The following is a 24,939-nucleotide window of genomic DNA, read 5'->3' on the forward strand; positions in this document are numbered from 1 at the left end:
CTAAACGTTTGGGTCACGCTTTAACTGCGCCAAAACACTGAACGGGTTGGACCGCGATACCTCGTCCTTGCTCGAATCGGGCTCGTCTGCGCCCGCCGGCTGCTGGCATTCTTCCGGATGATGAGCAGGCACAATAGGCAAGGCGAGCAGAAGCTCCTCCTCGATAAATGCCTGCAGATCCAATGGATCTTCGCCCAGTTCCAGCACGTCATAACCTTTCGGCAACGACTGGGTATTCGCACCCTCCTTCACCACGGCGTAAGTACATTCGCTGTGGATCGGCAGGGTGACCAGCTCAAGACAACGCTGGCAAACCATCTTGACCTCGACGTCAAGCTCGCTGTGGATAACCACCACGTGCTGTTCATCTCGTTCAAAATTTAACTTCGCCTGCACCGTACCGACATTGTCGGAAAGCGGGTCGCAGAGTCTTTCCAAATCAGCGAGTTGCAGCGAACCGTTAAGGGTTACGCCACGATCGGCTAATTTGCGCGGGTCAACGTGAGGTGGAATCGGGTCATTCAACATAGGCGCAGCATTCTAGGGATGCCCCCCGCACCTGTCAAAGGAAATTCGGCGGCATCGTGCATGTTAGAATTGGTTCAACTGACCAGGAGTCTACCATGCTTCCCTTATTACTGGCTTCCAGCTCCCCTTATCGACGCGAACTGCTCGCCCGCCTGCGCTTGCCGTTCACCTGGGAAAGCCCCGATATAGACGAGCAGCGCCTGAATGAAGAGCCGGCCGTGGAGCTGGTGCGCCGCCTGGCCAGGCAAAAGGCCGAGGCACTGGCAGGCAGCCATCCTGGGCACCTGATTATCGGCTCCGATCAGGTTGCCGTGCTGGGTGAGCAGATCTTGGGCAAGCCGCACACATTCGCCCGCGCCTGCGAACAGCTTTTGGAGGCAAGTGGGCAGCAGGTGACCTTCCTGACCGGGCTGGCACTGCTGAACAGCGCCACAGGGCACTGCCAGGTCGATTGCGTGCCATTTACCGTCACCCTGCGCGAACTGGACCGTAAACGGGTCGAGCGCTATGTAACGGCAGAACAGCCTCTGGACTGCGCCGGGAGCTTCAAGGCGGAGGGGCTGGGGGTGAGCCTGTTCCAAAGCACGCACGGGTGCGATGCGACCAGCCTGGTCGGGCTGCCGCTGATACGGCTGGTGGATATGCTGATGAAGGAAGGTGTGGAGATACCCTAGAGCTAGACCCAGCATTTGTGGTGCCTGCGAGATCGAGCGCCGCGCGGGCGGCGCTCGATTTCACAGACACCGAAACTGCTGCGACGAACACTCAACGCAGCGAAGGCCCCTTAAAGCCCATATACATGGCCAGATGCTCCGCCACGCTGGCACCCAAACGCTTCGAGAAACGATCAAACGGCGATTCCTCAACCGTGAAATCTACCAACTCCTTCTCGCCGACAATCTCCCGCGCCACGTAGCTGGCACTGCCAAGACCATCCACCAGCCCAAGCGCCTTAGCCTGCTCGCCAGTCCAGATCAGCCCACTGAACAGCTCCGGGTGTTCCTTGTCCTTCAGCCGCTCACCCCGCCCCTGCTTGACCATGGCAATGAACTGCTGGTGCGTTGTATTCAACACACCCTGCCAGAACGCCCGCTCTTCGGGCTTCTCGGGCGAGAACGGATCCAGGAACGCCTTGTGCTCACCTGCGGTATAGGTGCGCCGCTCGACCCCCAGCTTCTCCATCGAACCGACAAACCCGTAACCCGCAGCCGTCACCCCAATGGAGCCAACCAGGCTGGCCTTGTCGGCATAGATCTCGTCCGCTGCACTGGCGATGTAGTAGGCACCGGAAGCGCCAAGGTCGGTAATCACCGCATACAGTTTGATAGCCGGGTACTCGGCCCGCAGCCGACGAATCTCGTCATAGACGTAACCCGACTGCACCGGGCTGCCACCCGGACTGTTGATCCGCAGCACCACCGCCTTGGTCTTGGCATCCTTGAACGCCTCACGCAGGCTCTTGACGAGATTGTCGGCACTGGCAGCCTCCTGATCGGCGATCACACCGCGCACCTCGATCAACGCCGTATGGCTGGCACTGCGCGAAGCAGCCTTGTCCATGTCCATCAGCGGCGTGAACAGCACCAGCATGCCAAACAGGTAGACGAAGGTCAGCAGCTTGAAGAAAATCCCCCAGCGCCGCGCGCGGCGCTGCTCCTGAACGCCCGCCAGCAGGGTCTTCTCCAACAGCTTCCAGCTTTTGCGCTCTTCGCGCTCCTCGGGTTCGGACTCAGGGGCTTTCCATTCGTCTGCCATGCTCACCTGCCTTGGAAGTAATTACGCGGAACCGCCCAGCCACTCACGCAACTGGGAAAAATGATCGATGCACACCTGCGGGCCGAACTCGGCCAGCGCCTGCAGCGGCATCGCGCCATAGCCGACAGCCACCGAATGCACGCCCGCATTGCTGGCCATCTGCAGATCGAACGCCGAATCGCCCACCATCAGCGCACGCCCTGGCTCGACACCGCAATGGCCGAGAATTTCCTCGAGCATGAGCGGGTGCGGCTTGCCGCGGGTCTCGTCGGCGGCACGCGTGATATCGAAGAACTGCTCCCAACCATTGGCTTTAAGCACACGATCCAGGCCACGACGCGCCTTGCCGGTGGCCACCGCCAGGCGGTAGCCCTCGGCACGGAAGGCATCCAGCGACTCGACCACACCCTCGAACAACGGCGAGGGCTGCTGATCGAGGGCCATGTAGATCTCGGCATAGTGCTGACGGAAGCGCTCTAGCTGCGCCGCTGCCAGGTGTGGGTACAGGGTATGGATCGCCTCGCCCAGAGCCAGGCCGATGATGCCTTTTACCGCCTCATCGCAACTCGGCGCCTCACCGGCACGCTCGGCGGCAGCATTCATGGCCTCGACGATGCGGCCAATGGAGTCAGCCAAGGTGCCATCCCAGTCGAAGATCAGCAGTTCATAAGGTTTTTTCATCGCTCAGGACGCACTCAAACGCTCTACCGTCTTCGCCCACACCTCATCCACCGGCGCCTCGAGCTTGAGCTCGCCACCGCCAGGCAGCGGCACGGTCAGGGCATAGGCATGCAGGAACAGGCGCTTGCCACCCAGCTCGCGGATTTCGCGGCTGAAATCTTCGTCGCCGTACTTGCTGTCGCCCGCGATCATGTGCCCGGCATGCAAGGCGTGGACGCGGATCTGGTGGGTGCGACCCGTAATCGGGCGCGCCTCGACAATGGTGGCGAACTCGCCAAAACGACGCAGCACACGGAACAGGGTCAGCGCTTCCTTGCCCTCGTCGTTGACCTCGACCATACGCTCGCCGGAACGCAGGTTGCTCTTGAGCAACGGCGCATTGACTTGCTTCTTGGCGGTCGGCCAATGGCCACGTACCAGGGCCATGTAGCGCTTGTCGACACCATCACCGCGCAGTGCGGCATGCAGATGGCGCAACATGCTGCGCTTCTTGGCGATCATCAGCAGGCCGGAGGTGTCGCGATCCAGGCGGTGCACCAGCTCAAGCTCCTTGGCGTCCGGGCGCAGCTGGCGCAGCGCCTCGATCACCCCGAAACTCAGGCCACTGCCGCCGTGCACGGCGATACCGGACGGCTTGTTCATCACGATCAGCGCTTTATCTTCGTAGACAATCGCCGCCTCAAGGCGCTGCAGCAGCCCTTGGGCCACCGGCGCAGGCTCGTCACGCTCAGGCAAGCGGACGGGCGGCACCCGTACGATATCGCCGGCCTGAATCTTGTATTCAGGCTTGACCCGCCCCTTGTTCACCCGCACTTCACCCTTGCGCAGGATGCGGTAGACAAGCGTCTTGGGCACGCCCTTGAGGGCCGTGATGAGGAAATTGTCGATGCGTTGGCCGGCAAGCTCCGGCGCGACTTCGATCAGCTGAACGCCGGAAGTCGGAGGGGTATTGGTCGTCATCAAGGGATCATAACAATTTTTTATGGAATTGAAGCACTTAATCATTGCTGCTATAGTCGCGAACGCCGCCAAAAGCGGCAGGCCAGCGGCACCAGGCTCTTCGCCGGTTCCTGACCTTCGCAATTCTCCAGGACGCGAGGCCGTCCTACGGGGTTTTCGCCAGTTTACCGAATTGCCTGGAATCGCCACCAGCGCTGTGTAGAGAAGACCGAAAAAAAACGACAAGTGCGGTGTTTCACCTGCTTACCCGATTCTTTTCGCTGCACCTCTGCCCGCCTCGTCGCTTCCACGCAACGCACGGCGAATACTCCGGAAATACCTGCCTTGGACATGAATGGCGCCAGCGCGGAACCCGCGCTGGCGAAAAATGCAACCCGTTGCGGATTCAGCGCGCGGCAGCACCCGAATTATCAGGGATACGTGCAGGGTGGAGATGCACAGCCCTCGGACCGTGTAGCACCGCGTCCGGCCACCGGCCCACTGACATGGCCGGCGAGCGGATAAGGTCCTGAAACAGATGCCTCCGGGCGTCCACGGCTGAAGGTTGATTCCTCCTCCTGACTGAGTGCACTTGGCCCGCTTGGTTGATTCGGATACCTATTCGAAAGCCACAAAGGCCTGGTAGGCACCGCAGCAAACAGGACGCGTCGTCGTGACAACGGCAGGCTGGGCAACCGGCTGGTGCCGAACGTCGCTCGACACGGGGGTGGCCCCGCCACCCTTTGCGCACCTTGGCACCGACCATGAGACGTCGTGTGTGCCGAACGCCGTTTCCGGCAGCCCGGAAACCGACGGTACAACATGAAAAGAATGCTGATTAACGCGACTCAACCCGAAGAGTTGCGTGTAGCCCTGGTGGATGGCCAACGCCTCTACGACCTGGATATCGAGTCCGGCGCGCGTGAGCAGAAAAAGGCCAACATCTACAAAGGCAAGATCACCCGCATCGAACCTAGCCTCGAAGCCGCCTTCGTCGACTTCGGCTCCGAACGTCACGGCTTCCTGCCGCTGAAAGAAATCTCCCGCGAGTACTTCAAGAAGTCCCCCGAAGGCCGCGTCAACATCAAGGACGTCCTCAGCGAAGGCCAGGAAGTCATTGTCCAGGTCGAGAAGGAAGAGCGCGGCAACAAAGGCGCCGCCCTCACCACCTTCATCAGCCTGGCCGGTCGCTACCTGGTGCTGATGCCCAACAACCCACGTGCTGGCGGCATCTCCCGCCGCATCGAAGGCGAAGAGCGCAACGAACTGCGCGAAGCCCTGAACGGCCTGACCGTGCCGGGCGACATGGGCCTGATCGTGCGCACTGCCGGCCTTGGCCGCAGCAGCGAAGAGATGCAGTGGGACCTCGACTACCTGCTGCAGCTGTGGACCGCCATCAAGGAAGCCTCCCTTGACCGCGCCGCGCCATTCCTGATCTACCAGGAAAGCAACGTCATCATCCGCGCCATCCGCGACTACCTGCGCCAGGACATCGGCGAAGTGCTGATCGACAGCATCGACGCCCAGGAAGAAGCCCTGACCTTCATCCGCCAGGTGATGCCGCAGTACGCCAGCAAGGTCAAGCTGTACGAAGACAGCGTACCGCTGTTCAACCGCTTCCAGATCGAAAGCCAGATCGAGACCGCCTTCCAGCGCGTCGTCGACCTGCCGTCCGGCGGTTCGATCGTGATTGACCCGACCGAGGCCCTGGTCTCCATCGACATCAACTCGGCGCGCGCCACCAAGGGCAGCGACATCGAGGAAACCGCCCTGCAGACCAACCTGGAAGCGGCCGAGGAAATCGCCCGCCAACTGCGTCTGCGCGATATCGGCGGCCTGATCGTCATCGACTTCATCGACATGACCCCGGCCAAGAACCAGCGCGCCGTTGAAGAGCGTGTGCGCGAGTGCCTTGAAGCCGACCGTGCCCGCGTTCAGGTTGGCCGCATCTCGCGCTTCGGCCTGCTGGAAATGTCCCGTCAGCGCCTGCGTCCATCGCTGGGCGAAAGCAGCGGCATCGTCTGCCCACGCTGCTCGGGAACCGGCATCATCCGCGACGTCGAATCGCTGTCGCTGGCCATTTTGCGCCTGATCGAAGAAGAAGCACTGAAGGACCGCACCGCCGAAGTGCGCGCCCAGGTGCCGATCCCGGTGGCCGCGTTCCTGCTCAACGAGAAACGCAATTCGATCACCAAGATCGAACTGCGCACTCGCGCACGCATCATCATCCTGCCGAACGATCACCTGGAAACCCCGCACTTCGAAGTCCAGCGCCTGCGCGACGACAACCCGGAAGTGCTGAACAACCAGTCCAGCTACGAAATCGCCGCGACCGAGACCGAAGAAGCGCCGCAGCAGACCGCCACACGCACCCTGGTTCGCCAGGAAGCCGCGGTCAAGACTGCCCCTGCCCGCGCCAACGCGCCAGTGCCGAGCACTGTCGAAGAGTCGCAGCAGCCAGCCGCGCCGGTAGCCCCAGCACCAAGCGCCCCAGAGCCGAGCCTGTTCAAAGGCCTGGTCAAGTCGCTGGTCAGCCTGTTCGCCGGCAAGGACGAACCTGTAGCTGCACCGGCCGTCACGGCCGAAAAGCCAGCCGCTGAACGCACCCCGCGCAACGAAGAGCGTCGCAACGGCCGCCAGCAGAGCCGCAACCGCAACGGCCGCCGCGATGAAGAGCGCAAGCCACGCGAAGAGCGTGCTGAGCGCGCCCCACGCGAAGAGCGCCAGCCTCGCGAAGAACGCGCCCCGCGTGAAGAACGTGCCCCACGTGAAGAACGCGCGCCTCGCGAAGAGCGTCAACCACGCCAGCCACGCGAAGACCGTCGCGGCAACCGTGAAGAACGCCCGGTACGTGAACTGCGCGAGCCTCTGGAAGCCACTCCGGCCCCAGCTCCACGCGAAGAACGCCAGCCGCGTGAAGAGCGTGTAGCCCGTGAAGAACGTGCACCACGTGAAGAACGTGCCCCGCGTGAAGAGCGCGCCCCACGTGAAGAACGTGCGCCACGTGAAGAGCGCGCCCCTCGCGAAGAGCGTGCTCCACGTGAAGAGCGTGCACCTCGCGAAGAACGCGCCCCCCGTGAAGAGCGTGCCCCACGCCCACCACGTGAAGAGCGCCAGCCACGTGCAACCGAAGAAGCCGCCGAGCAGGCTGCTGAGCTTGCCGAAGAGCAACTGCCGAACGACGAGCTGTTGCAAGACGAGCAGGAAGGTGCAGATGGCGAGCGCCCGCGCCGCCGCTCCCGCGGCCAGCGCCGTCGCAGCAACCGTCGCGAGCGTCAGCGCAATGCCAACGGTGAGCTGATCGAAGGCAGCGAAGACGAAGGCAGCGAAGAGCAGCCAGAGCAGCACCAGGCCACCGAGCTGGGTGCAGAATTGGCTGCGGGCCTTGCCGTAACAGCCGCTGTCGCCAGCAGCAACATCAGCGCCGACGCCGAAGCGCAAGCCAACCAGCAAGCCGAGCGCGCAACCGCCGAAGTCGCTGAAACCGACAACAGCGAAGCCGCCAAGCCGGCCGATCAGGCCGAAGCCGTTGCGCAAGCCGAGGAAGTCGCCATTGCTCCAGTGGTCGAACAACCCGTCAGCGAGCCAGTGGTGGTCGAGGCTACTGCTGAACCTGTGGTAGAAGTTGCGCCACAGCCGGCAGTCGAAGAAACCCCTGCGGCTGAGCCGGCAGTGGTTGCCGAAGCCCCTGTGCAAGCACCTGCGGTCGAAGCCGGCGAGGTCGAGAAGGCCCCTGCCTTCGTCGAGCAGGCATCGGTAATCGAGCAACCTGCTCCGGTTGCCGAAGCCCAGCCGGAAGTGGTCGCCGAGCTCGCCCCAGTTGCTGCCGAGCCTGCACCGGTCGAAGCACCTGCAGTAGTCGAAGCCGCCACTGTCATGCTGGCCAACGGCCGCGCACCTAACGACCCACGTGAAGTGCGTCGCCGCAAGCGTGAGGCCGAGGCTGCAGCCAAAGCCGCGCAGGAAGCAGCTGCATCGACGCAGGAAACTGCCTTGGAAACCGCTGATGAGCACAAGCCTCATCACGGTTGATAGCCACGGCTGAATGAAAAAGCCCCGCCAGTGTGAACTGGCGGGGCTTTTTCTTGCTTGCTGTATCGTAGTTTCAACCCGGTCCCGGCAGCAGCAGCCTTGCGCTGCGAAGGCGGTGTTATCGGCAATGCATCTCTGTAGCCATTACGGGCCTCTTCGCAGCACAAGGCTGCTCCAAGATTTGCGCCGTCCTGGTGCTGTCAGTACAGGTTAGGCTCCATCTCAAGCTCAACCCCAAACCGCTCGCGGATATCCGCCTGGATACGCCGCGCCAGGTCATGCAACTGCGCCCCGCTCGCCTGGCCATAATTGACCAGCACCAACGACTGCAACCGGTGCACACCCGCATCGCCATCGCGATACCCTTTCCAGCCCGCCTGCTCGATCAACCACCCTGCCGCCAGCTTCACCTGGCCATCGGCCTGAAGGTAAGCCACAACACCGGGGAAGCGCCCTCGAATACCCTCGACAAGCTCGGCAGGCACCACCGGGTTCTTGAAAAAACTGCCGGCATTGCCCAGCTCCGCCGGGTCTGGCAACTTCTCGCGGCGAATGCTGCAGATGGCATCGCTGATCGCCTGCGCACTGGGGTGCTCAACGCCCTGCTCCATCAACCGCTGGCGCACCGGGCCATAATCCAGATGGGCTTGCAGCGTATGGCTCAGCGCAAAGCGCACGCGCAAGATCAACCAACGCCCAGGGTTACGCTTGAACAGGCTGTCGCGATAGCCAAAGGCGCACTCGTCCAGCCCAAAATCACGCAGCTCGCCGGTCTGGCGGTCCAGCGCGGTCAAACCGGCGAACACGTTCTTGATCTCGACGCCATAGGCGCCCACATTCTGCATCGGCGCAGCGCCCACGGTGCCCGGGATCAGGCTGAGGTTTTCCAGCCCGCAGTACCCCTGCGCCAGCGTCCATTGCACGAACGCAGGCCAGGGCTCACCCGCCTCGGCTTCGACCACCACGCGATCGCCGTCATCGCTGACAACGCGGCGGCCACGGCTGGCCATGTGCAGCACCAGCGCTTCGACATCACCGGTCAACAGCAGGTTGCTGCCACCACCAATGACCAGCACCGGCAGGCCCCGTCGCTGCGCCTCGGCCAACGCCTCACGCACCTCGCCATCATCATGCGCCTGGCTGAAATGCCGTGCCTTAACGTCAATACCAAACGTGTTGTAAGGCTTGAGCGAAACCTGCTCGTGCCACCGCGCCGTCATAACCGCCCCTTGATTTCCACGACCAACGCCTGGCACGCCGCCTCGATCAGGTCCAGCACTTGCTCGAAACCGTCAGCACCGCCGTAGTACGGGTCTGGCACTTCATCCTGGGGCGCTTCATAGCGACGCAGGAACAGGTCGAGCTCACCCGACGCCGAATGCGGGCGCATGGCACGCAAGTGGCTCAGGTTGCTCTCATCCATGGCCAGAATCAGGTCGTACTCGGCAAAGTGGGCCACCTTCACCTGCTGGGCACGCTGCTGCGAAAGGTCATACCCACGCGCCAGTGCCGCCTTGCAGGTACGGCTGTCGGGTGCCTTGCCGACGTGCCAGTCACCGGTACCGGCAGACGCCACGTGCACCTGCTCGGCAAGCCCTGCGGCCTGCAATTGATGACGCAACACGCCTTCGGCGGTAGGCGAGCGGCAGATGTTGCCCAGGCAAACGAACAGGACGCGCATCAGGCCTCCAGCAAGCGCCGTACGCGCTCCAGGTCTTCAGGGGTATCGACACCCACGGCGGGCGCCTCGATGGCGTCTTCGACATGGATGCGTACGCCATGCCACAGGGCACGCAACTGCTCCAGCGCCTCGGTCTGCTCAAGCCAGCACGGGCCCCAACCGACGAAGTCCTGCAAAAAGCCCACACGGTAGGCATACATGCCGATGTGACGCCGGTACGGCACGCCTGCCGGCAACTGCTCGCGGCCCTTGGCGAAGGCATCACGCGCCCAGGGCAGCGGCGCACGGCTGAAGCTCAAGGCCAGGCCGTTCTTGTCGCTGACGACCTTGACCGCATTAGGGTTGAACACCGCCTGAGGTTCGTGAATCGGCTCGGCCAGGGTGGCGATGCCGGCTTCCGGGTGGGCCGCCAGGTTGGCCGCCACCTGGTCGATGATCACCGGCGGGATCAGCGGCTCGTCGCCCTGCACGTTGACCACGATGGCCTCGGCAGGGAGCCCAAGACGCGCAGCCACTTCAGCCAGGCGATCGGTACCGGACTCGTGGTCGTCGCGGGTCAGCAGCACTTCGGCGCCAAACGCCTGGCAGGCCTCGACGATGCTGGCATCGTCGGTGGCGATGACCACACGGCTGGCAGCACTTTTACGCGCTTGTTCCCACACGTGCTGGACCATCGGCTTGCCGGCGATCTGCAACAGCGGCTTGCCCGGCAGGCGCGTGGAGCGCAGGCGGGCCGGGATCACCACGGTGTAGTCCAGGCTCATTTGTCCAGACGCTCGTCGTCGGTCAGGGTACGCGCCTCGCTTTCCAGCATCACCGGGATGCCGTCGCGGATCGGGTAAGCCAGGCCCGCGCCCTTGCTGATCAGCTCGGTCTTGTCGGCGCTGAGCTTGAGCGGGCCTTTGGTGATCGGGCAGGCCAGGATGTCGAGCAGTTTGGTGTCCATGGAAGCTTCCTTGAGGCCAGGTGGCCGGAAATTGAAAAGGGGCTCAGGGCTTGCAGTGTCCAGGCAGCAAGCGTTGCAGTTGGCTGTCGAACCAGGCGCTGAACGCAGGCGACGGCTGCGCCTCGACGGCCAGGTACCACCAATCGTCGGCGGCGAAGGCACGGCATTTGACCGCATCCTTCTCGGTCATCACCAGCGGCAACGGTGGCGTGAACGACAGGCGCTCGGCGCTGAATTGCGCGTGGTCGGCGAACGGGTGCGGCACCGGCTGCCAGTTTAGCCCTTGCAGGGTATTGAAGAAACGTTGCGGGTTACCGATGCCCGCCACCGCGTGCAGACGCTGGCCAGCCGGAAAAAGATCAAGGCCGCGCCGCTCGCCGCTGCGCACGTTGACCAGCGCCGAGGGCTGCAGACGAAAGGCAAAACCTGCATCAATGTCAGCGCTGGCACCGTTGAACAGCACGGCGTCGGCCTCCTGCAGGCGTTCGGCCGGCTCACGCAGCGGCCCGGCCGGCAGGCAGCGGCCATTGCCAAGGCCACGGGCGGCGTCGATCAGCACCAGCTCCAGGTCACGCGCCAGGCGGTAGTGCTGCATGCCGTCATCGCACAGAATGAGGTCGAGCGGCTCGCTGGCCAACAGCCCTTGCACGGCACGGGACCGGTCGGGGTCGATCATCAGCGGTACGCCCGTGCGCTGGACGATCAGCAGCGGCTCATCACCGGCCTGGTCGGCGCGTTGATCGGCCTCGACGCGCCAAGGCAACTGCGTCGGCTGGGCGCCATAACCACGGCTGACCACACCCACCTTGATCCCCTGTTTACGACAGTGTTCGATAAGCCAGAGGATCATCGGCGTCTTGCCGGTACCACCCACGGTGATGTTGCCCACCACAATGACCGGCAACGGGGCACGGTAGCTGGCACTTTCACCACTCAGAAAACGCGCACGCTTGCGCGTCACCACACGGCGGTAAAGGGCTTCGAGGGGGCGCAGCAGCGCCAGAGCCGGATGCCCGGCGTACCAGGCCGCGAGCAAGCGGTCGGCGAAGGCCATCAAGGCGTCCCCTGAGCCGCCTCGACGGTGGTCATGCGCAGCTGGCTGAAACCGAGCTTGCCGGCCGCATCCATCGCGGTAACCACTGCCTGGTGCGGGGTTTTGCCATCGGCGCTGATTGCCAGCGGTAATGTGTGATCGCCCTCCGACACACGCTCGATGGCCTCGCTCAAGGTGGCCAGGTCGCTTTTGGGCAGCAGGTTGTTGTTGACCGAATACACGCCCTCGGCGCTGATGGTGATTTCCACCCGCTTGCCTTCATCGGCCGGTGGCTGCTCGGCGCTCGAGGCTTCGGGCAGTTCGACGCGCAGTTGCGTCTCGCGGGTGAAGGTGGTGGTGACCACGAAAAACAGCAGCAGGACGAACACCACGTCGATCAGCGACGCCAGGTTGATGTCGACGTTCTCCCGCTGGCGATTGCGCCGAAACTTCACGCCTTGCCTCCGGCCACTTCGACTTCGCGGTCGCCCTGGATCACTTCGACCAGCTTGATCGCCTCCTGCTCCATGCCGACCACCAGCTCATCGATGCGGCGCAGCAGGAAACGGTGGAAGAACACCGCCGGAATACCGATCATCAAACCCGCCGCAGTGGTAACCAGGGCCTTGGAGATACCCCCGGCCAGCACGGCGGCGTTGGCGGTCATCTGCGACCCCATGAAGGCGCTGAAGATGTCGATCATGCCCAGCACGGTGCCCAGCAGCCCCAGCAGCGGTGCCATCGCGGCAATGGTGCCGAGGGTGCCGATGTAGCGCTCCAGTTCGTGGATGACGCGCGAGGCGGCCTCCTCGATGCACTCTTTCATGATTTCGCGGCCATGGCGCGAGTTGGCAAGGCCCGCGGCAAGGATTTCGCCCAGCGGCGAATCGGCGCGCAGCGCCTTGAGCTTGTCACTGGTGAGTTGCTTGTCTTTGATCCACATCCACACCTGGCCCAGCAGGTGCGGCGGGGTCACGCGACTGGCGCGCAGGGTCCACAGGCGCTCGACGACGATAGCCATGGCAACGATGGAACTCAGAATGATCGGCAGCATCATCCAACCACCGGACTTGACCAATTCCCACACAGTAAACGCCCCTTCGGAAAAAGGCCGCCACTCTACCATAGGCGCGCAGGCGGCTCATCTGCCGAAGGTCAGGGAATTGGCCTGCCCCAGTTGCCACCTTGGGTTCTCGGTTGCCTTGTCGGGCCCCTTCGCGGGCAAGCCCCACAGATACAGCACCAAACCTGAAAGGGGTGCTGCACCGGTGGGAGCGGGCTTGCCCGCGAAGGGGCCCTATCAACCATCGCCAGCCTCACGCCAGAAACGCCGCCGCCCTTTTATACCCTCCACTTCACCCTGAGTGCCCAGCACCAGCCGCAAGGCCCCCTCCACTGCCGTATCGTGAATCGCCAGCCCGTGCCGCCGATAACGCTCCACCACCTGTGCATGCGGATGGCCAAAACCATTGTTGCGCCCCCGCGAAATCAGTACCCCACGGGGCGCCGTAGCGCGGATGAACGCCTCTGTGGACGAACTGCGGCTGCCATGGTGCGGGGACTGCAGCCAGTCGATGCGAGGCGCTTCAGTGGACGCCAGCCAGGCCCGTTCGGCAGCGGCTTCCAGATCACCCGCCAACAGCAATCGCTCCCCTTGCGCCTCGACCAGCAACACGCAAGAGCGATCATTGCTGCTTTGCCCTTGCGCCCAATGCCAGAGCGAAAAGCGCACACCATCCCACTCCCAATGCTCACCACTGACACAAGGCTGCAGCCCAATGCCCTCCAGCGCTTCGCCACCGAGCACCCGCGCGACCGGCATGCCCCGCACAATGGCCGGCGCGCCCCCGGCATGGTCGGCATGGGCATGGCTGATCAACAGCGTATCCAGGCGGCTTACGCCCAACTTTTGCAAGGTCGGCAACACTACCCGCTCCCCCGCGTCGTATTCACCTTTGGCCGGCCCGGCGTCGTAAAGCAAGCTGTGATGACGGGTACGCAACAACACTGCCAGCCCCTGGCCGACGTCCAACTGCCAGATTTCCACCTGCCCCGACGGCACCGACTCTCTGGGCACCCACAACGCCAGCAGCATGGCCCCGCCCAGCCCGCGCAAGGGCACGCCACGGGGCAGCAACACCAGCAGCGCACCCAGGCACACCACTAACCAGGCCCACAGCGGCAAGGCCGGCGGCACCCACGCCGGGCGCCAGCTCGCGGCCAAGGCCAAGACCCTGAACAGCACCTCCAGCAAGCCCCCGGCCAGCCACAGCAACGCCTCACCTACACCCGCCACGGGCAACAGTAGGGTGCCCAGCAGGGCCAACGGCAACACCGCAAGGCTGACCCACGGCACGGCCAGCAGGTTGGCCAACGGTGCACTCAAACTCACCGGCAAGCCAGTGGCCAGCAGCACCGGCAGCAAGCCGATGGCGATCACCCACTGCGCACGCGTCCAGGCCTGCCAGGGCCGCCAGCCACCCAGGCTGGCACTGAAGCAGTAGATCAAGGTCGCCACGGCGGCGAAAGACAGCCAGAATCCCGGCAACAGCGCCGCCAAGGGTTCAAATAAGAGCACCGCGACCAGCGCCAGCAGCAATGGCAGCGTCGCGCCAAGATGACGAAAACGCAGGCGCCACAGCAACACCACGGCCAGCATCAGGCAGGCCCGCTGCACCGGCACACCGCCACCGGCGAGCCAGCCGTAGGCGAGCGCAGCCGTCATTGCTAGGGCGCAGGCCGAGGGCAACCAGGGCAACCGTGCGGGCCAGAGCCCCCAACGTGCCAGCCCGGCGACCAGGCCATACAGCAAGCCCGCAACCAGGCCGATATGCTGGCCGGAGATCACCAGCAGGTGCACCGTACCGGTGGCCTGCAGTGTCTGCCAATCGGCACGTGCCAGGCCCCCGCCATCCCCCAGCACCAAGGCCACCAGCGCCGCCTGCCGGCCATGGGCCTCCACCGCCAACAGGCGTTGGCGCAGTTGGTCACGCCAGCCCCCACCTACAGCGGTCAACACCTGCCCTGCTTTCACCGTGCCGGTGGCGCCAATCCGCCGGGCCAGCAACTGCGCCTCCCGATCAGGCCCATGCGGGTTAAGCAGCCCGGCAGGACGCTGCAAGGTCACCGCCAACCGCCAATGCTCGCCCGCCCTCACCTGCGGCCCGTCGAACCAGCTCAGTTGCAAGCGCCGTGGCAATTCGGCACGCCGTGAAGAGGCCTGTTCCAGCTCGAAACGCACACCTTGCGCGGTGCGGCCCGGCAGGCCAGCCACCCTGCCCTCCAGCCACAACGTGCGGCCATCGAGCCCAGGCGCAAGTCGGTCATCCAGCGCTTGCTGGGCCGACCAGCAAGCCCAGCACATCCCCAAAAGAAAGCAGCCCAACGGCCAGAGCCGTGTGAACAGGCTGACGACAGCTCCCAGCGACAGCAGAAGAAGCCATCCGACCGATGGCAGCATCGGGAGAAAGCCCAGGCACAACAGCCCGAGCGCGAGCGCAAACATCCCTGTGCGCATAAGGTAGAGCCCCAGAAGCGAAATGACCTCCTGAGGCATAGCGCAAATGCCGGCAAAGCTTGCTCAACAATTGTCACAAACTCTAAACGAGGCTGTTAGGGATTCAAGGCATACTGCCCCGATCAACGCCCCGGGAGCCTACATGCCGCGCCGCCTCTTCAAACGCTACATGCCGGATCCGACCAGCATTCGGGAACACAAGTCCTTACGCTTTTTCGGCAAGTTGCTGCACGACCCGAACCTCTGGCACCTGAACCGGCACTCGGTGGCCAGGGCCATGGGCGTGGGCCTGTTCGCGGCGCTCATCCCTATCCCCATGCAGATGCTGCTGGCTGCTGCGCTGGCGATCCCGGTACGCGGCAACCTGCCGATCGCGGTAAGCCTGGTGTGGCTGACCAACCCGCTGACCATGCCACCGGTGTTCTTCGTCACCTACATGACCGGCGCCTGGCTGTTGCAGATTCCGCCGCGCACCCTGCCTGACGATCTAACCTTCGAATGGATTACCGACCAGCTGTCGACCCTGTGGCAGCCCTTCCTGCTGGGCTCGGTGGTGTGCGGCGTAGTGCTGGGCATCCTAGCCTACTTCACCACCTTGCTGTACTGGCGCTGGTGGGTTGGCCGGCAGTGGCGCCGGCGCAAACTCAAGTGCTCATGCACGCATGCCGCGACCGCTGACCAGCAGACGAATGCACAGCATGTACAGCAGCGCAGTGGCGACGAGCATGAAGGTGATCGCCGTGCCAATGCTGATATCCGACACCCCTAGGATGCCGTAGCGGAACGAGTTGACCATGTGCAGCACCGGGTTGGCCAGTGACACCACCTGCCAGAACGGCGGCAGCAGGTTGATCGAGTAGAACACCCCACCCAGGTAGGTCAGCGGCGTCAGCACGAAGGTCGGAATGATCGAGATGTCGTCGAAGTTGCGGGCGAACACCGCATTGACGAAGCCCAGCAACGAGAAGATGGTGGCCGTCAGCAGCACCACAACGACGGTCACACCCAGGTGATGTACCTGCAAGTGGGTAAAGAACATCGACAGGATCGTAACGATCACCCCCACCGCCAGCCCGCGCAACACGCCGCCCAGCACATAGCCGACGAGGATGGTGTGCGGCGATACCGGCGATACCATCAGCTCCTCGATCGAACGCTGGAACTTGCTGCCGAAGAAGCTCGACACCACGTTGCCGTAGGAGTTGGTGATCACCGACATCATGATCAGCCCCGGCACGATGTACTCCATGTAGGTGAAGCCGCCCATGTCGCCGATCTGCCGGCCGATCAGGTTACCGAAGATGACGAAGTACAGGACCATGGTGATCGCTGGCGGCAGCAGGGTCTGTGGCCAGATGCGCAAAAAACGCCGCACTTCACGGTAGACGATGGTGTTGAGGGCCACCCAATTGGTGCGCAGTTCCACACTCATACGGCCACCTTCGACAGGTTTTTTTCCACCAGGGACACAAACAGCTCCTCGAGTCGGTTGGTCTTGTTACGCAGGCTTTGCACTTCGATATTTTGCAGCGCCAGCTGGCCGAACAGCGCGGTGATACCGATGTCCTTGTCCACCTGCACCTCCAGGGTATGCGGGGTGATCAGGCGGCACGGGTAGCCTTGCAGCGCAGGCGCTGCCGGCAGGTCCTGCTTGAGGTCGAGGACGAAGGTTTCGACATGCAGCTTGCCCAGCAGCTGGCGCATGCTGGTGTTCTCGACGATGGTGCCGTGGTCGATGATGCCGATGTTGCGGCACAGCTGCTCGGCCTCTTCGAGGTAGTGCGTGGTCAGGATGATGGTGATGCCCTTCTGGTTGAGCTCGGTGAGGAAGCTCCACATCGAACGGCGCAGCTCGATGTCCACGCCTGCGGTGGGTTCATCGAGAATCAGCAGGCGCGGCTCGTGGATCAAGGCACGGGCGATCATCAACCGGCGCTTCATGCCGCCGGACAGCGAACGCGACTGTACGTCGCGCTTATCCCACAGCCCAAGCTGGGTCAGGTACTGCTCGGCGCGCTCCTTGGCCAGCTTGGGCGGGATGCCGTAGTAGCCGGCCTGGGTGACGACGATGTCGAAGGTCTTTTCGAACTGGTTGAAATTGAACTCTTGCGGCACCACGCCCAGGCAGCGCTTGAGCGCCGACGGCTCGCGGTCCAGGTCGTGGCCGAACACGTTCACCGTGCCGCTGGTCTTGTTGACCAGGGTCGACAGAATACCGATGGTGGTGGATTTGCCGGCGCCGTTGGGGCCGAGCAAGGCGAAGAAGTCGCCTTCGGCAACATCAAGGTCGATGCCTTTGAGGGCCTGGAAGCCATTGCCGTAGGTCTTGGTCAGCTGTCGGATGGACAGGGCGGAACTCATAGCGGGCCATTTACCAAAAAAAAAAGGTTCAGGACACGCCAGGCAAAGTCACTGGCGCAGTGAGTGCGGCCATGGTGCAAGGCCTGGCCGCACAAGTACAGTCAGATGTATTGATAATGACTATCGAGGCAGGCTCAAGTCAGCGCGGTCATCACCGCCGCCTGATAGGCCGGGCGCTGCTTCAGGCGCTCGTACCAGGCTTGCAGGTGATACATGGCCGGGCGCTCGATGGGCATTTCGAACCAGGCATAGATGAAGCTACCCAGTGGGATGTCGCCCATGCCGATCTGGTCACCGGACAGGTACGGCTGCTTGGCAAGGGTTTCGTCGGCGATGGTCAGCAACTGGGCGCACTGCTTGTGCGCGGCGTTGATCGCGACCCAGTCGCGCTGGTCTTCTGGCGTGCGTAGCAGGCCCCAGAACAGTGGGCGGAACGGGGTGGCGAAGGACGAGGTCGTCCAGTCCATCCACTTGTCGGCCAGGGCCCGCTGGCGCGGGTCTTCCAGATACCAACCCTGCTCCTGGCCGTACTCGGCGCAGAGGTAGCGGACGATGGTATTGGACTCCCACAGCGTCAGGTCGCCGTCTTCGAGCATCGGCACCAGGCCGTTGGGGTTGCGGGCGCGGTAGTGCGGCTCGTTGACCACGCCGAAGGCGCCGCCGGCGTCGATGGACTCGAAGTCCAGGCCCAGTTCATGGGCGATCCACAGCGCCTTGCGCACGTTGCTCGAATTCTTGCGACCCCAAATCTTCAACATGTCGACATCCCTGAATGTACGAGAAGGGAGAGTCTACCCCCGCACTCTCCAGCTTGCAGCCTAAACCGCGCCAAGCGCCGCCATGGCTCGCCCACCTGATAAAACTGCCAGTAGCGACCGGGCTGCGCCAATGCTGAAATCGCCTCTAAACGAGATAACGCGAGGCGTCATCATGGAACAAACACCGGCAAGCACCGATACGCCCATCCAGCCCAATCACGACATGCGGGGCTGGCGCATGCATATCATCTTCGACGCCGCCAAAATCAATGCGTTGCGTGAAATGTCACTACCACTCGTCCCGGCTCTGCATGAGACCATTCATTATGAAAGGCTCAAGAGTACAACCCGCGAAGTCATCATCAGTAAACTGGCCAAACCCGTTGTGAAGTACCTTGAGGACCGCGTGCAGCTCAAATCACGCATGATGTCCTACGCCAACTTCATCTGGTCCACGCACATGTTTGGCGGTAAGCCCAGGGCAAATCTGGACAGCGTCGTAGCGTTTACTAAAGACGAACCGCAGTTCCTCTATCAGGAATTTCCACTGGATGGGTTTGTCGGGCATTGCGCAGGCCCCGATACACCCCTCACATTAAAAATCACAAAGAACGCCGAATTCTACGTACAGGCAGCTGGGTCACAAGCGCGCGACACCGAGCTAGGGGACGCTTTCCGCCAACGGTTCAACGGTTTGCCGGCCGAGCAGCGCATCGTCCAACCTCATGTGGTCGACGCCCGTGAAGAGGCCGACTGGCTTCTGAAAAATCTTCAGTTTCAAGTGCGCAAGCACCCAAAATCAGGCGCGCACGTTCTCCAGGTCATGAAAAAGGATGGCAATACAGGAGACCCGCTCCCCCCCCAAGACAGCACGCCCTGGGATGAATTGGCGGCCTATATCCTTGCAACCGAAGTGCACGACGTAGATTTGCTCTCCACCTTCACAGACCTTGCAGGCCTGCTCTTGCCTTGGGGCTATGTACTGTGTAACCAATTTGACTGGAGTGGTGACAACGCTTTCAAGGCGTCATATACATTCAACCGCGAGAGCAGGCCGCCAGCCGATGAGCCGCTGATTCTTCACCCAGACCCACTGGTAGCCGTAGTAGGTGCCGGCAGCACTGCACACCAGATTGAGGTTGCCCCATTAGGCACTGCCCCCCTGAATTGGGGTTTTGAAGGCGTCGGCCACGGCACCTTGAAACCCAAAGGTTACCTGTGTGACTACAGCGCACCGTCCAAGCCGCAGATCCACCGGGCAGATAACAGCCTGTGCGACGAGCCAACAGCGACAAAAGCGTCCTTCGATACGCCTATTAGGATCGACCGGGTCCTGACCGGTACTGGTTCGCTCCCACTCACCTCCACTTTCGTGATACTGAACGACGTCCCTAACCTGTTCATCAAGACCGAACTGGCCCAGGGCCGTTTGAAACTGCGCTTCTTCTACATCCAAAAAGGCAAAGAAATCGAGGTGCCACCTGACCAGACAAAATGGACGGTACTGGCGGGCGGGGGCTACGTAAATCAGGCAGGCATCTTCACGCCAAACCTGCTCAGCCGGTTCGCCGTCGTCCAGGCCATGATGGAAGGCCAGACTGACTGGTACTGGGCCTACATCATCGTACCTGTGCCTTTGATGACGGCCGAAGCATTCGTGGCCCAGTGGAACAAGGCCTGATTAGCCGCTCTGAAGCATCTGAAAGCGAACTCCTCCAGCCACAACCTGTCACTGTTCAGGTCAGGCCTTTGCGAAGCGGCAGGCTAAGCTCTTGGCAACGGTTGCGAACACCCAGTTCCATGGAGGAAAGACTATGTGGCTGTTGTGGTTGGTGGGGTTGGTAATAGGCGCGGCGTTTTTGACGCATCGGCGCATGGCACCCTTGCAGATACTGGGCCTCATGGCAGCCTACGTGCTGTTGATGGGCATATTCAGCCGTGCACCCAGCTGGCTGCTGGCACTGATCTGGGGCGTACTGGCACTGAAGGTTGCCCTGGTGGCACTGCCCGACTGGCGGCGCAAGGTGTTCACCGGCCCGGTATTCAACTGGTTCCAGCGCACCCTCCCGCCCATGTCGCAAACCGAACGCGAAGCGATCGACGCAGGGACGGTGTGGTGGGACGGCGAGCTGTTCAGTGGCCGCCCCGACTGGCGCACCCTGATCGCCTACCCGGCACCCAAACTCACCGACGAAGAGCAGGCCTTCCTCGATGGCCCCACCGAAGAACTCTGCGCGATGGTCAGCGACTGGCAGATCGGCCAGGACCTCGACCTGCCGCCCGAAGCCTGGGCGCATATCAAGCACAATGGCTTCTTCGCCCTGATCATTCCCAAAGAATACGGCGGTAAAGGTTTTTCTGCCTACGCCCACTCCCAGGTGGCAATGAAACTCGCCACACGCAGCGGAGACCTGGCGTCCACGGTGATGGTGCCCAACTCCTTGGGCCCGGCCGAACTGCTGCTGCACTATGGCACTGATGAACAACGTAACCACTACCTGCCGCGGCTGGCCAGCGGCCAGGAGATCCCCTGCTTCGCCCTTACCGGCCCCTTGGCAGGCTCCGACGCCGGTGCGATGCCCGACACCGGTGTGATCTGCAAAGGCCAGTGGAACGGCGAAGAGGTGCTCGGCCTGCGCCTGAACTGGGAGAAACGCTACATCACCCTCGGCCCGGTCGCCACCCTGCTGGGCCTGGCCTTCAAGGCCTACGATCCAGACCACCTACTGGGTGATGAAGAGGAACTGGGCATCAGCCTGGCACTGATCCCCACCGACACCCCTGGCGTGGATATCGGCAAGCGTCACCTGCCGCTGGGCGCGGCGTTCATGAACGGCCCCAACAGCGGTAAGGACGTATTCGTGCCGCTGGACTTTCTGATTGGCGGCCAGGCCATGCTCGGCAAGGGCTGGATGATGCTGATGAACTGCCTGTCGGTGGGCAGGTCCATCTCCCTGCCTGCGGTCGGCACCGGCGCGGCCAAGTACACCAGCCTGGTCACCGGCCAGTACGCCAACATTCGCGAGCAATTCAACGTACCACTGGCCGCCTTCGAAGGCATTCAGGAGTCCCTCGCGCGCATCGGCGGCAACGCGTGGCTGATGGACAGCGCCCGGCTACTGACCGCCAAGGCCGTGGACCTGGGTGAAAAACCCTCGGTGCTGTCAGCGATCCTCAAGTACCACCTGACCGAGCGTGGCCGCGAGTGCATTCAGCATGCCATGGACGTGCATGGCGGCAAGGGCATCATCATGGGCCCTAACAACTACCTCGGCCGCAACTGGCAAGGTGCGCCGATCTTCATCACCGTCGAGGGCGCCAACATCCTCTCGCGCAACCTGATGATCTTCGGGCAAGGGGCGATCCGCTGCCATCCGTTCGTGCTCAAGGAGATGGCCTTGGCCGGCCGCGAAGACCGCGACCAGGCCCTCAAGGAATTCGACGACCTGTTGATGAAGCACATCATGTTTGCCGCCGGTAACGCGGCAAGCACGCTGGTGTTCAACCTGGGCCTGGGTCGCTTGGAGAGCGTACCGGGAGATGCCTTGAGCCAAGGCTACTTCCGCGCCCTCAACCGCCAGGCTGCCGCCTTCGCCCTGCTGGCCGACCTGTCAATGATGCTGCTAGGCGGCGCGCTCAAGCGCCGCGAACGCCTGAGTGCGCGCCTGGGCGACGTGCTGAGCTACCTGTACCTGTCCAGCGCCGCGCTCAAACGCTATCACGACTTGGGCTCACCCGAGCACATGCAGCCGCTGTTGCGCTGGGCCATGGAAGAAAGCCTGGGGCAGGCGGAAAATGCCCTGGACCGACTGCTCGACAACTTCCCCAACCGCTTTGTCGGCTGTGCGCTGCGCGTGCTGGTATTCCCCTTTGGCCGTCGCCACACCGGCCCGAGCGATGAGCTGGATGCCGAAGTGGCGGCGCTGATTGGCCGTTGCAAAGGCGACCCGGCGTTGGAAGAACTGCTCAGCGGCTGCTTCAGGCCAAAAGCAGACGGTGACCCCGTGGCCGCATTGCAACGGGCCTGCGACCTGCTGGACGAAACCGCCCCCCTGCGCAAGGCGCTGCAGCGGGCGATCAAGGAAGACAAGGTTCACCCGGCCCCCGAGCAATCGGTGATCGATGCAGCAGTCGCAAGTGGCGCACTGCAGCCGGATGAAGGGCAACGGCTGCAAGCGGCTGAGCAAGCCCGCCGGGCGGTGATCGAGGTGGATGCCTTCGACAAGGCGCAGTTGCGGCCTGAACAAGGCAAAGTACGTTGAGCCAGGGGGCCGTTTTGCGGCCCCTTCCCCACCGGCGTATACTCCGCCCCCGTTTCAACCACCCCAAGGACCGCTCAATGGCCAACCCCCACCTGGAATACCACCTGCAACTGCTGAACCACCTGCGTACCATCCTGGTGGCACTGGGTGAAGCCGAGCAGGTACCGGAAGAAAACCACGCCCTGTTTCTCGAACGTTTCGACGAACTGTTGGCGCTGTTGCCGCAAGACCCACTGCAAAGCCAGTACCTGGGCCAGGACCTGATGTGCCAGGTCATCCAGCGCTACCCGCAAATCGCCCACCTGGTGCCACGGGACCTGCTGTGGTTCTTCGCCGGCGACTGCCTGCACTTCATGCCCGATGAAGAACTGAGCCTGTACCAGGCACTGGAAGAGCGCCGCTACGAATGCGAACAGCGTGGCGAGGCCTTCGATTGGTTTGAACAAAAGCAGCTGCTGGCTTCGAGGGCGGCCGATACTCGCCACTGATCCTTCGCTGCCTCGCTAAGGGTGCTGAACGAAACTTCAAGTGGCCTTTTTCCCTGGAGTTTGCAGCCTTTACCTACAGCGCCCCTGTGTTGCCCTGCGTACTCTGCCAGCGCGCTGAGAGACGAGTTCGCAGCGCTCTAACACACAGGGATCATTCAATGAAAAAAACACTATCTGTGCTTGCACTTAGCCTCTGCAGCAGCGCGGCAATGGCCAGCATCATCAACTTCGAAGGCACTGTCACCGGCCCTGGCACCTGCCCCATCGACGTCGTTACCCCAGGGGGCCCAAGCCTGCCCCTGATCAACCTGGGTAATTACAACTCATTCAACTTCACCGCAGCCGCACAGGAAACGCCAGCGAAATACTTTGCATTGCGTATCCCGGCAACCTGCGTGACCGGCATACAGAATGCTCACGCTACCTTCCTCGCGGGCTACGGCCCCCACCCGACTGTTAACACGCTCTATGCCCTCAGAAGCGGCCTTGGCTACACCACCGGCCTGGGCCTGGCGATCAACGACATCACGAGCCGCCTCAGCCCCGGTACTGAATCGGGCGCCTACGAGGTGACTGACGCTAGAGATACCGATATGGTCTTCTCGGCTCGCCTTGTCAGCACTGCAGCAACAGTGACCGAAGGGCAGATCGATACCAACATCACCTTTAGTGTTGATATCCGCTGATTCAAGCCCCCTGGCGCTGCCAGGGGACTTTTTCGCCTCGCCTCTCATGCCGGTCCCGCCATGTCCATAACCACACTGCGCAAGTACGCACTCAGCTTCGCCTGCCTCGCGACGCTTTCCTCAACCAGCGAAGCGGCATTGACCATCAGTGCCACCCGCGTTGTCCACCCCAGTGACAAGCACAGCAGTTCAGTCGTTGTCGCCAACCCCAGCAAAGCGCCCTATGCCGTGCAGGCCTGGGTCAATACCCAAGCTGACGACACTAGCACCAGCGTTCCGTTTGCCGTTTCCCCTACGCTGTTCCGCCTCGACCCCAAGCGCGAGCAACTGGTAAAGATCAATGCACTGCCAAACGATTTACCTGACGATCGCGAATCGTTGTTCTACTTCAATATCCAGGAAATCCCCCAGGTGGATTCTGGCCAAACGAATGTTTTGAAAATTGCCCTGCGTACGCGTATCAAGTTGTTCTACCGGCCAAGCCAATTAAAAGGCTCACCGGAGCAGCACCTGGAAAGCCTGCAATGGTCACTGGCCAACAAGCATGGCAAAACGTATCTGCAGGTCTACAACCCGTCCCCCTACCATTACACCTTCGGCCGCCTTGAAGTGGGCAGCGCAGGGAAGGTTGAAAAAATCGACACGGCATTGATGGCCCTGCCGCTGCAAAACCAGTCTTTCGAACTCAAATCAACCAAACCTGCATCGGGGCTGCACGTGGTCTTTACCACAATCAACGATTTCGGTGGCACGACACGCGCGGTAGAAAAGCCACTGCCATGATTCAGGCGCGTAATGCAGGGCTGTAAATAGGGCAATTGTGATGCTCCGGCCAAGTCTGGCCTTGATCGAAACTGACATACACGTTAACGATGAACGTTTGATCAAGTTTCAGCACACTTAAAAAAGACTTGGGCGAAATCCTGTGCAGGGGGATGTCGTATTGACCAGCCGTACGACGCGAACAACGCATCGTCATGGCTTTTGAGGTAGTCTGCTGTTACGCCGCCCAACAACACCTCGCCATCGAATATCAAAGCACCACGATCCGCTCCCAGGCCGAATCCTGCACAACCCCGTTATACGCAGTAACCCTGAGGTGGAGCGTAGGCACTTCAATGAAGTAGTCATCCTGCGGAGATTCCGGCCACGGTGTGACCTCTACGCGAAGCGGGGCCTGTAACAAAGTGACAAGAAGAACATTGGTAGCCCCCGGTCAGGCTCTCAAGCGAGCCTTCCACCCAGGGCGGCGGGAAACGTGGGTCGTCAACC

General features: G+C 62.3%; 22 protein-coding genes and 1 pseudogene. 8 read left to right on the plus strand and 15 right to left on the minus strand.

Annotated features, from left to right (window positions below; all coding sequences use genetic code 11):
* Entirely contained in the window at nucleotides 1–528 is a 528-nt protein-coding gene (locus OGV19_RS16470; RefSeq protein ID WP_077068576.1) for a YceD family protein, read from the minus strand.
* A 95-nt stretch (nucleotides 529–623) separates the two neighbouring features.
* On the opposite strand from OGV19_RS16470, the gene OGV19_RS16475 reads away from it, so the two are divergent.
* On the plus strand, nucleotides 624–1,202 hold the full coding sequence (locus OGV19_RS16475) for a Maf family protein (protein WP_264309723.1): 579 nt from the start codon (nucleotides 624–626) through the stop codon (nucleotides 1,200–1,202).
* 91 nt (nucleotides 1,203–1,293) lie between these two features.
* On the opposite strand, the gene sppA is transcribed toward OGV19_RS16475, so the two are convergent.
* From sppA to rluC, 3 genes are read right to left on the minus strand one after another with little or no spacing between them, the layout of a single operon-like run.
* Nucleotides 1,294–2,283 carry a signal peptide peptidase SppA gene (gene sppA / locus OGV19_RS16480; RefSeq protein WP_264309724.1) on the minus strand — a complete coding sequence of 330 codons (990 nt, stop codon included), beginning with the start codon at nucleotides 2,281–2,283 and terminating at the stop codon, nucleotides 1,294–1,296.
* 21 nt (nucleotides 2,284–2,304) lie between these two features.
* On the minus strand, nucleotides 2,305–2,964 hold the full coding sequence (locus OGV19_RS16485) for an HAD family hydrolase (RefSeq protein ID WP_264309725.1): 660 nt from the start codon (nucleotides 2,962–2,964) through the stop codon (nucleotides 2,305–2,307).
* 3 nt (nucleotides 2,965–2,967) lie between these two features.
* Complete coding sequence (rluC, locus tag OGV19_RS16490) at nucleotides 2,968–3,924, minus strand: 23S rRNA pseudouridine(955/2504/2580) synthase RluC (protein WP_264309726.1); 957 nt, start codon at nucleotides 3,922–3,924, stop codon at nucleotides 2,968–2,970.
* A gap of 801 nt (nucleotides 3,925–4,725) precedes the next feature.
* On the opposite strand from rluC, the gene rne reads away from it, so the two are divergent.
* The gene (gene rne, locus OGV19_RS16495; RefSeq protein ID WP_264309727.1) at nucleotides 4,726–7,935 is read left to right on the plus strand and encodes a ribonuclease E; all 3,210 of its coding nucleotides are present in this window, start codon (nucleotides 4,726–4,728) and stop codon (nucleotides 7,933–7,935) included.
* A 200-nt stretch (nucleotides 7,936–8,135) separates the two neighbouring features.
* On the opposite strand, the gene murB is transcribed toward rne, so the two are convergent.
* The 8 genes from murB to OGV19_RS16535 form a co-directional block, all read right to left on the minus strand.
* Nucleotides 8,136–9,155: a UDP-N-acetylmuramate dehydrogenase gene (gene murB / locus OGV19_RS16500; protein ID WP_264309728.1), complete on the minus strand. Its 1,020-nt coding sequence runs from the start codon at nucleotides 9,153–9,155 to the stop codon at nucleotides 8,136–8,138.
* On the minus strand, nucleotides 9,152–9,616 hold the full coding sequence (locus tag OGV19_RS16505) for a low molecular weight protein-tyrosine-phosphatase (protein WP_264309729.1): 465 nt from the start codon (nucleotides 9,614–9,616) through the stop codon (nucleotides 9,152–9,154). Before OGV19_RS16505 ends, murB begins: the two co-directional genes overlap by 4 nt.
* The gene (kdsB, locus tag OGV19_RS16510; RefSeq protein WP_264309730.1) at nucleotides 9,616–10,380 is read right to left on the minus strand and encodes a 3-deoxy-manno-octulosonate cytidylyltransferase; all 765 of its coding nucleotides are present in this window, start codon (nucleotides 10,378–10,380) and stop codon (nucleotides 9,616–9,618) included. Before kdsB ends, OGV19_RS16505 begins: the two co-directional genes overlap by 1 nt.
* Nucleotides 10,377–10,562 (minus strand): Trm112 family protein, encoded by a 186-nt coding sequence (locus tag OGV19_RS16515; protein ID WP_003247142.1) that lies wholly within the window; start codon nucleotides 10,560–10,562, stop codon nucleotides 10,377–10,379. Before OGV19_RS16515 ends, kdsB begins: the two co-directional genes overlap by 4 nt.
* A 43-nt stretch (nucleotides 10,563–10,605) precedes the next feature.
* Nucleotides 10,606–11,616 (minus strand): tetraacyldisaccharide 4'-kinase, encoded by a 1,011-nt coding sequence (gene lpxK / locus OGV19_RS16520; protein ID WP_264309731.1) that lies wholly within the window; start codon nucleotides 11,614–11,616, stop codon nucleotides 10,606–10,608.
* Nucleotides 11,616–12,050: a flagellar polar localization protein PocB gene (locus OGV19_RS16525; RefSeq protein WP_264309732.1), complete on the minus strand. Its 435-nt coding sequence runs from the start codon at nucleotides 12,048–12,050 to the stop codon at nucleotides 11,616–11,618. The genes lpxK and OGV19_RS16525 overlap by 1 nt, the downstream gene beginning before the upstream one ends.
* Entirely contained in the window at nucleotides 12,047–12,682 is a 636-nt protein-coding gene (locus OGV19_RS16530) for a flagellar polar localization protein PocA (protein WP_264309733.1), read from the minus strand. The genes OGV19_RS16525 and OGV19_RS16530 overlap by 4 nt, the downstream gene beginning before the upstream one ends.
* A gap of 213 nt (nucleotides 12,683–12,895) precedes the next feature.
* Nucleotides 12,896–15,112 (minus strand): DNA internalization-related competence protein ComEC/Rec2, encoded by a 2,217-nt coding sequence (locus OGV19_RS16535; RefSeq protein ID WP_264309734.1) that lies wholly within the window; start codon nucleotides 15,110–15,112, stop codon nucleotides 12,896–12,898.
* Between the two features lie 142 nt (nucleotides 15,113–15,254).
* On the opposite strand from OGV19_RS16535, the pseudogene OGV19_RS16540 reads away from it, so the two are divergent.
* Nucleotides 15,255–15,752: pseudogene (locus OGV19_RS16540) on the plus strand (DUF2062 domain-containing protein); the annotation flags it as partial.
* A gap of 12 nt (nucleotides 15,753–15,764) precedes the next feature.
* Here OGV19_RS16540 and OGV19_RS16545 read toward each other — a convergent pair.
* From OGV19_RS16545 to OGV19_RS16555, 3 genes are all read right to left on the minus strand, one after another.
* Nucleotides 15,765–16,544, minus strand: coding sequence for an ABC transporter permease (locus tag OGV19_RS16545; RefSeq protein ID WP_264309735.1), 780 nt, complete (start codon nucleotides 16,542–16,544; stop codon nucleotides 15,765–15,767).
* The gene (locus OGV19_RS16550; RefSeq protein ID WP_264309736.1) at nucleotides 16,541–17,473 is read right to left on the minus strand and encodes an ABC transporter ATP-binding protein; all 933 of its coding nucleotides are present in this window, start codon (nucleotides 17,471–17,473) and stop codon (nucleotides 16,541–16,543) included. Before OGV19_RS16550 ends, OGV19_RS16545 begins: the two co-directional genes overlap by 4 nt.
* Before the next feature lie 134 nt (nucleotides 17,474–17,607).
* A complete protein-coding gene (locus tag OGV19_RS16555) occupies nucleotides 17,608–18,231 on the minus strand; it encodes a glutathione S-transferase (protein WP_264309737.1) in 624 nt (207 codons plus the stop codon).
* A gap of 172 nt (nucleotides 18,232–18,403) precedes the next feature.
* On the opposite strand from OGV19_RS16555, the gene OGV19_RS16560 reads away from it, so the two are divergent.
* The 5 genes from OGV19_RS16560 to OGV19_RS16580 all read left to right on the plus strand — a co-directional run bounded on the left by OGV19_RS16560 (nucleotide 18,404) and on the right by OGV19_RS16580 (nucleotide 24,450).
* Nucleotides 18,404–19,912 carry a hypothetical protein gene (locus OGV19_RS16560; protein WP_264309738.1) on the plus strand — a complete coding sequence of 503 codons (1,509 nt, stop codon included), beginning with the start codon at nucleotides 18,404–18,406 and terminating at the stop codon, nucleotides 19,910–19,912.
* A 133-nt stretch (nucleotides 19,913–20,045) separates the two neighbouring features.
* Entirely contained in the window at nucleotides 20,046–22,493 is a 2,448-nt protein-coding gene (locus OGV19_RS16565; protein ID WP_264309739.1) for an acyl-CoA dehydrogenase, read from the plus strand.
* A gap of 77 nt (nucleotides 22,494–22,570) precedes the next feature.
* Complete coding sequence (locus OGV19_RS16570) at nucleotides 22,571–22,981, plus strand: PA2817 family protein (RefSeq protein ID WP_264309740.1); 411 nt, start codon at nucleotides 22,571–22,573, stop codon at nucleotides 22,979–22,981.
* 209 nt (nucleotides 22,982–23,190) lie between these two features.
* Nucleotides 23,191–23,667 (plus strand): fimbrial protein, encoded by a 477-nt coding sequence (locus OGV19_RS16575; protein ID WP_264309741.1) that lies wholly within the window; start codon nucleotides 23,191–23,193, stop codon nucleotides 23,665–23,667.
* Between the two features lie 60 nt (nucleotides 23,668–23,727).
* Nucleotides 23,728–24,450, plus strand: coding sequence for a fimbrial biogenesis chaperone (locus OGV19_RS16580; protein WP_264309742.1), 723 nt, complete (start codon nucleotides 23,728–23,730; stop codon nucleotides 24,448–24,450).
* Nucleotides 24,451–24,939: the final 489 nt, after the last annotated feature.

Source organism: Pseudomonas putida (genome assembly GCF_025905425.1).
In the GTDB taxonomy this organism is placed as follows: domain Bacteria; phylum Pseudomonadota; class Gammaproteobacteria; order Pseudomonadales; family Pseudomonadaceae; genus Aquipseudomonas; species Aquipseudomonas putida_AF.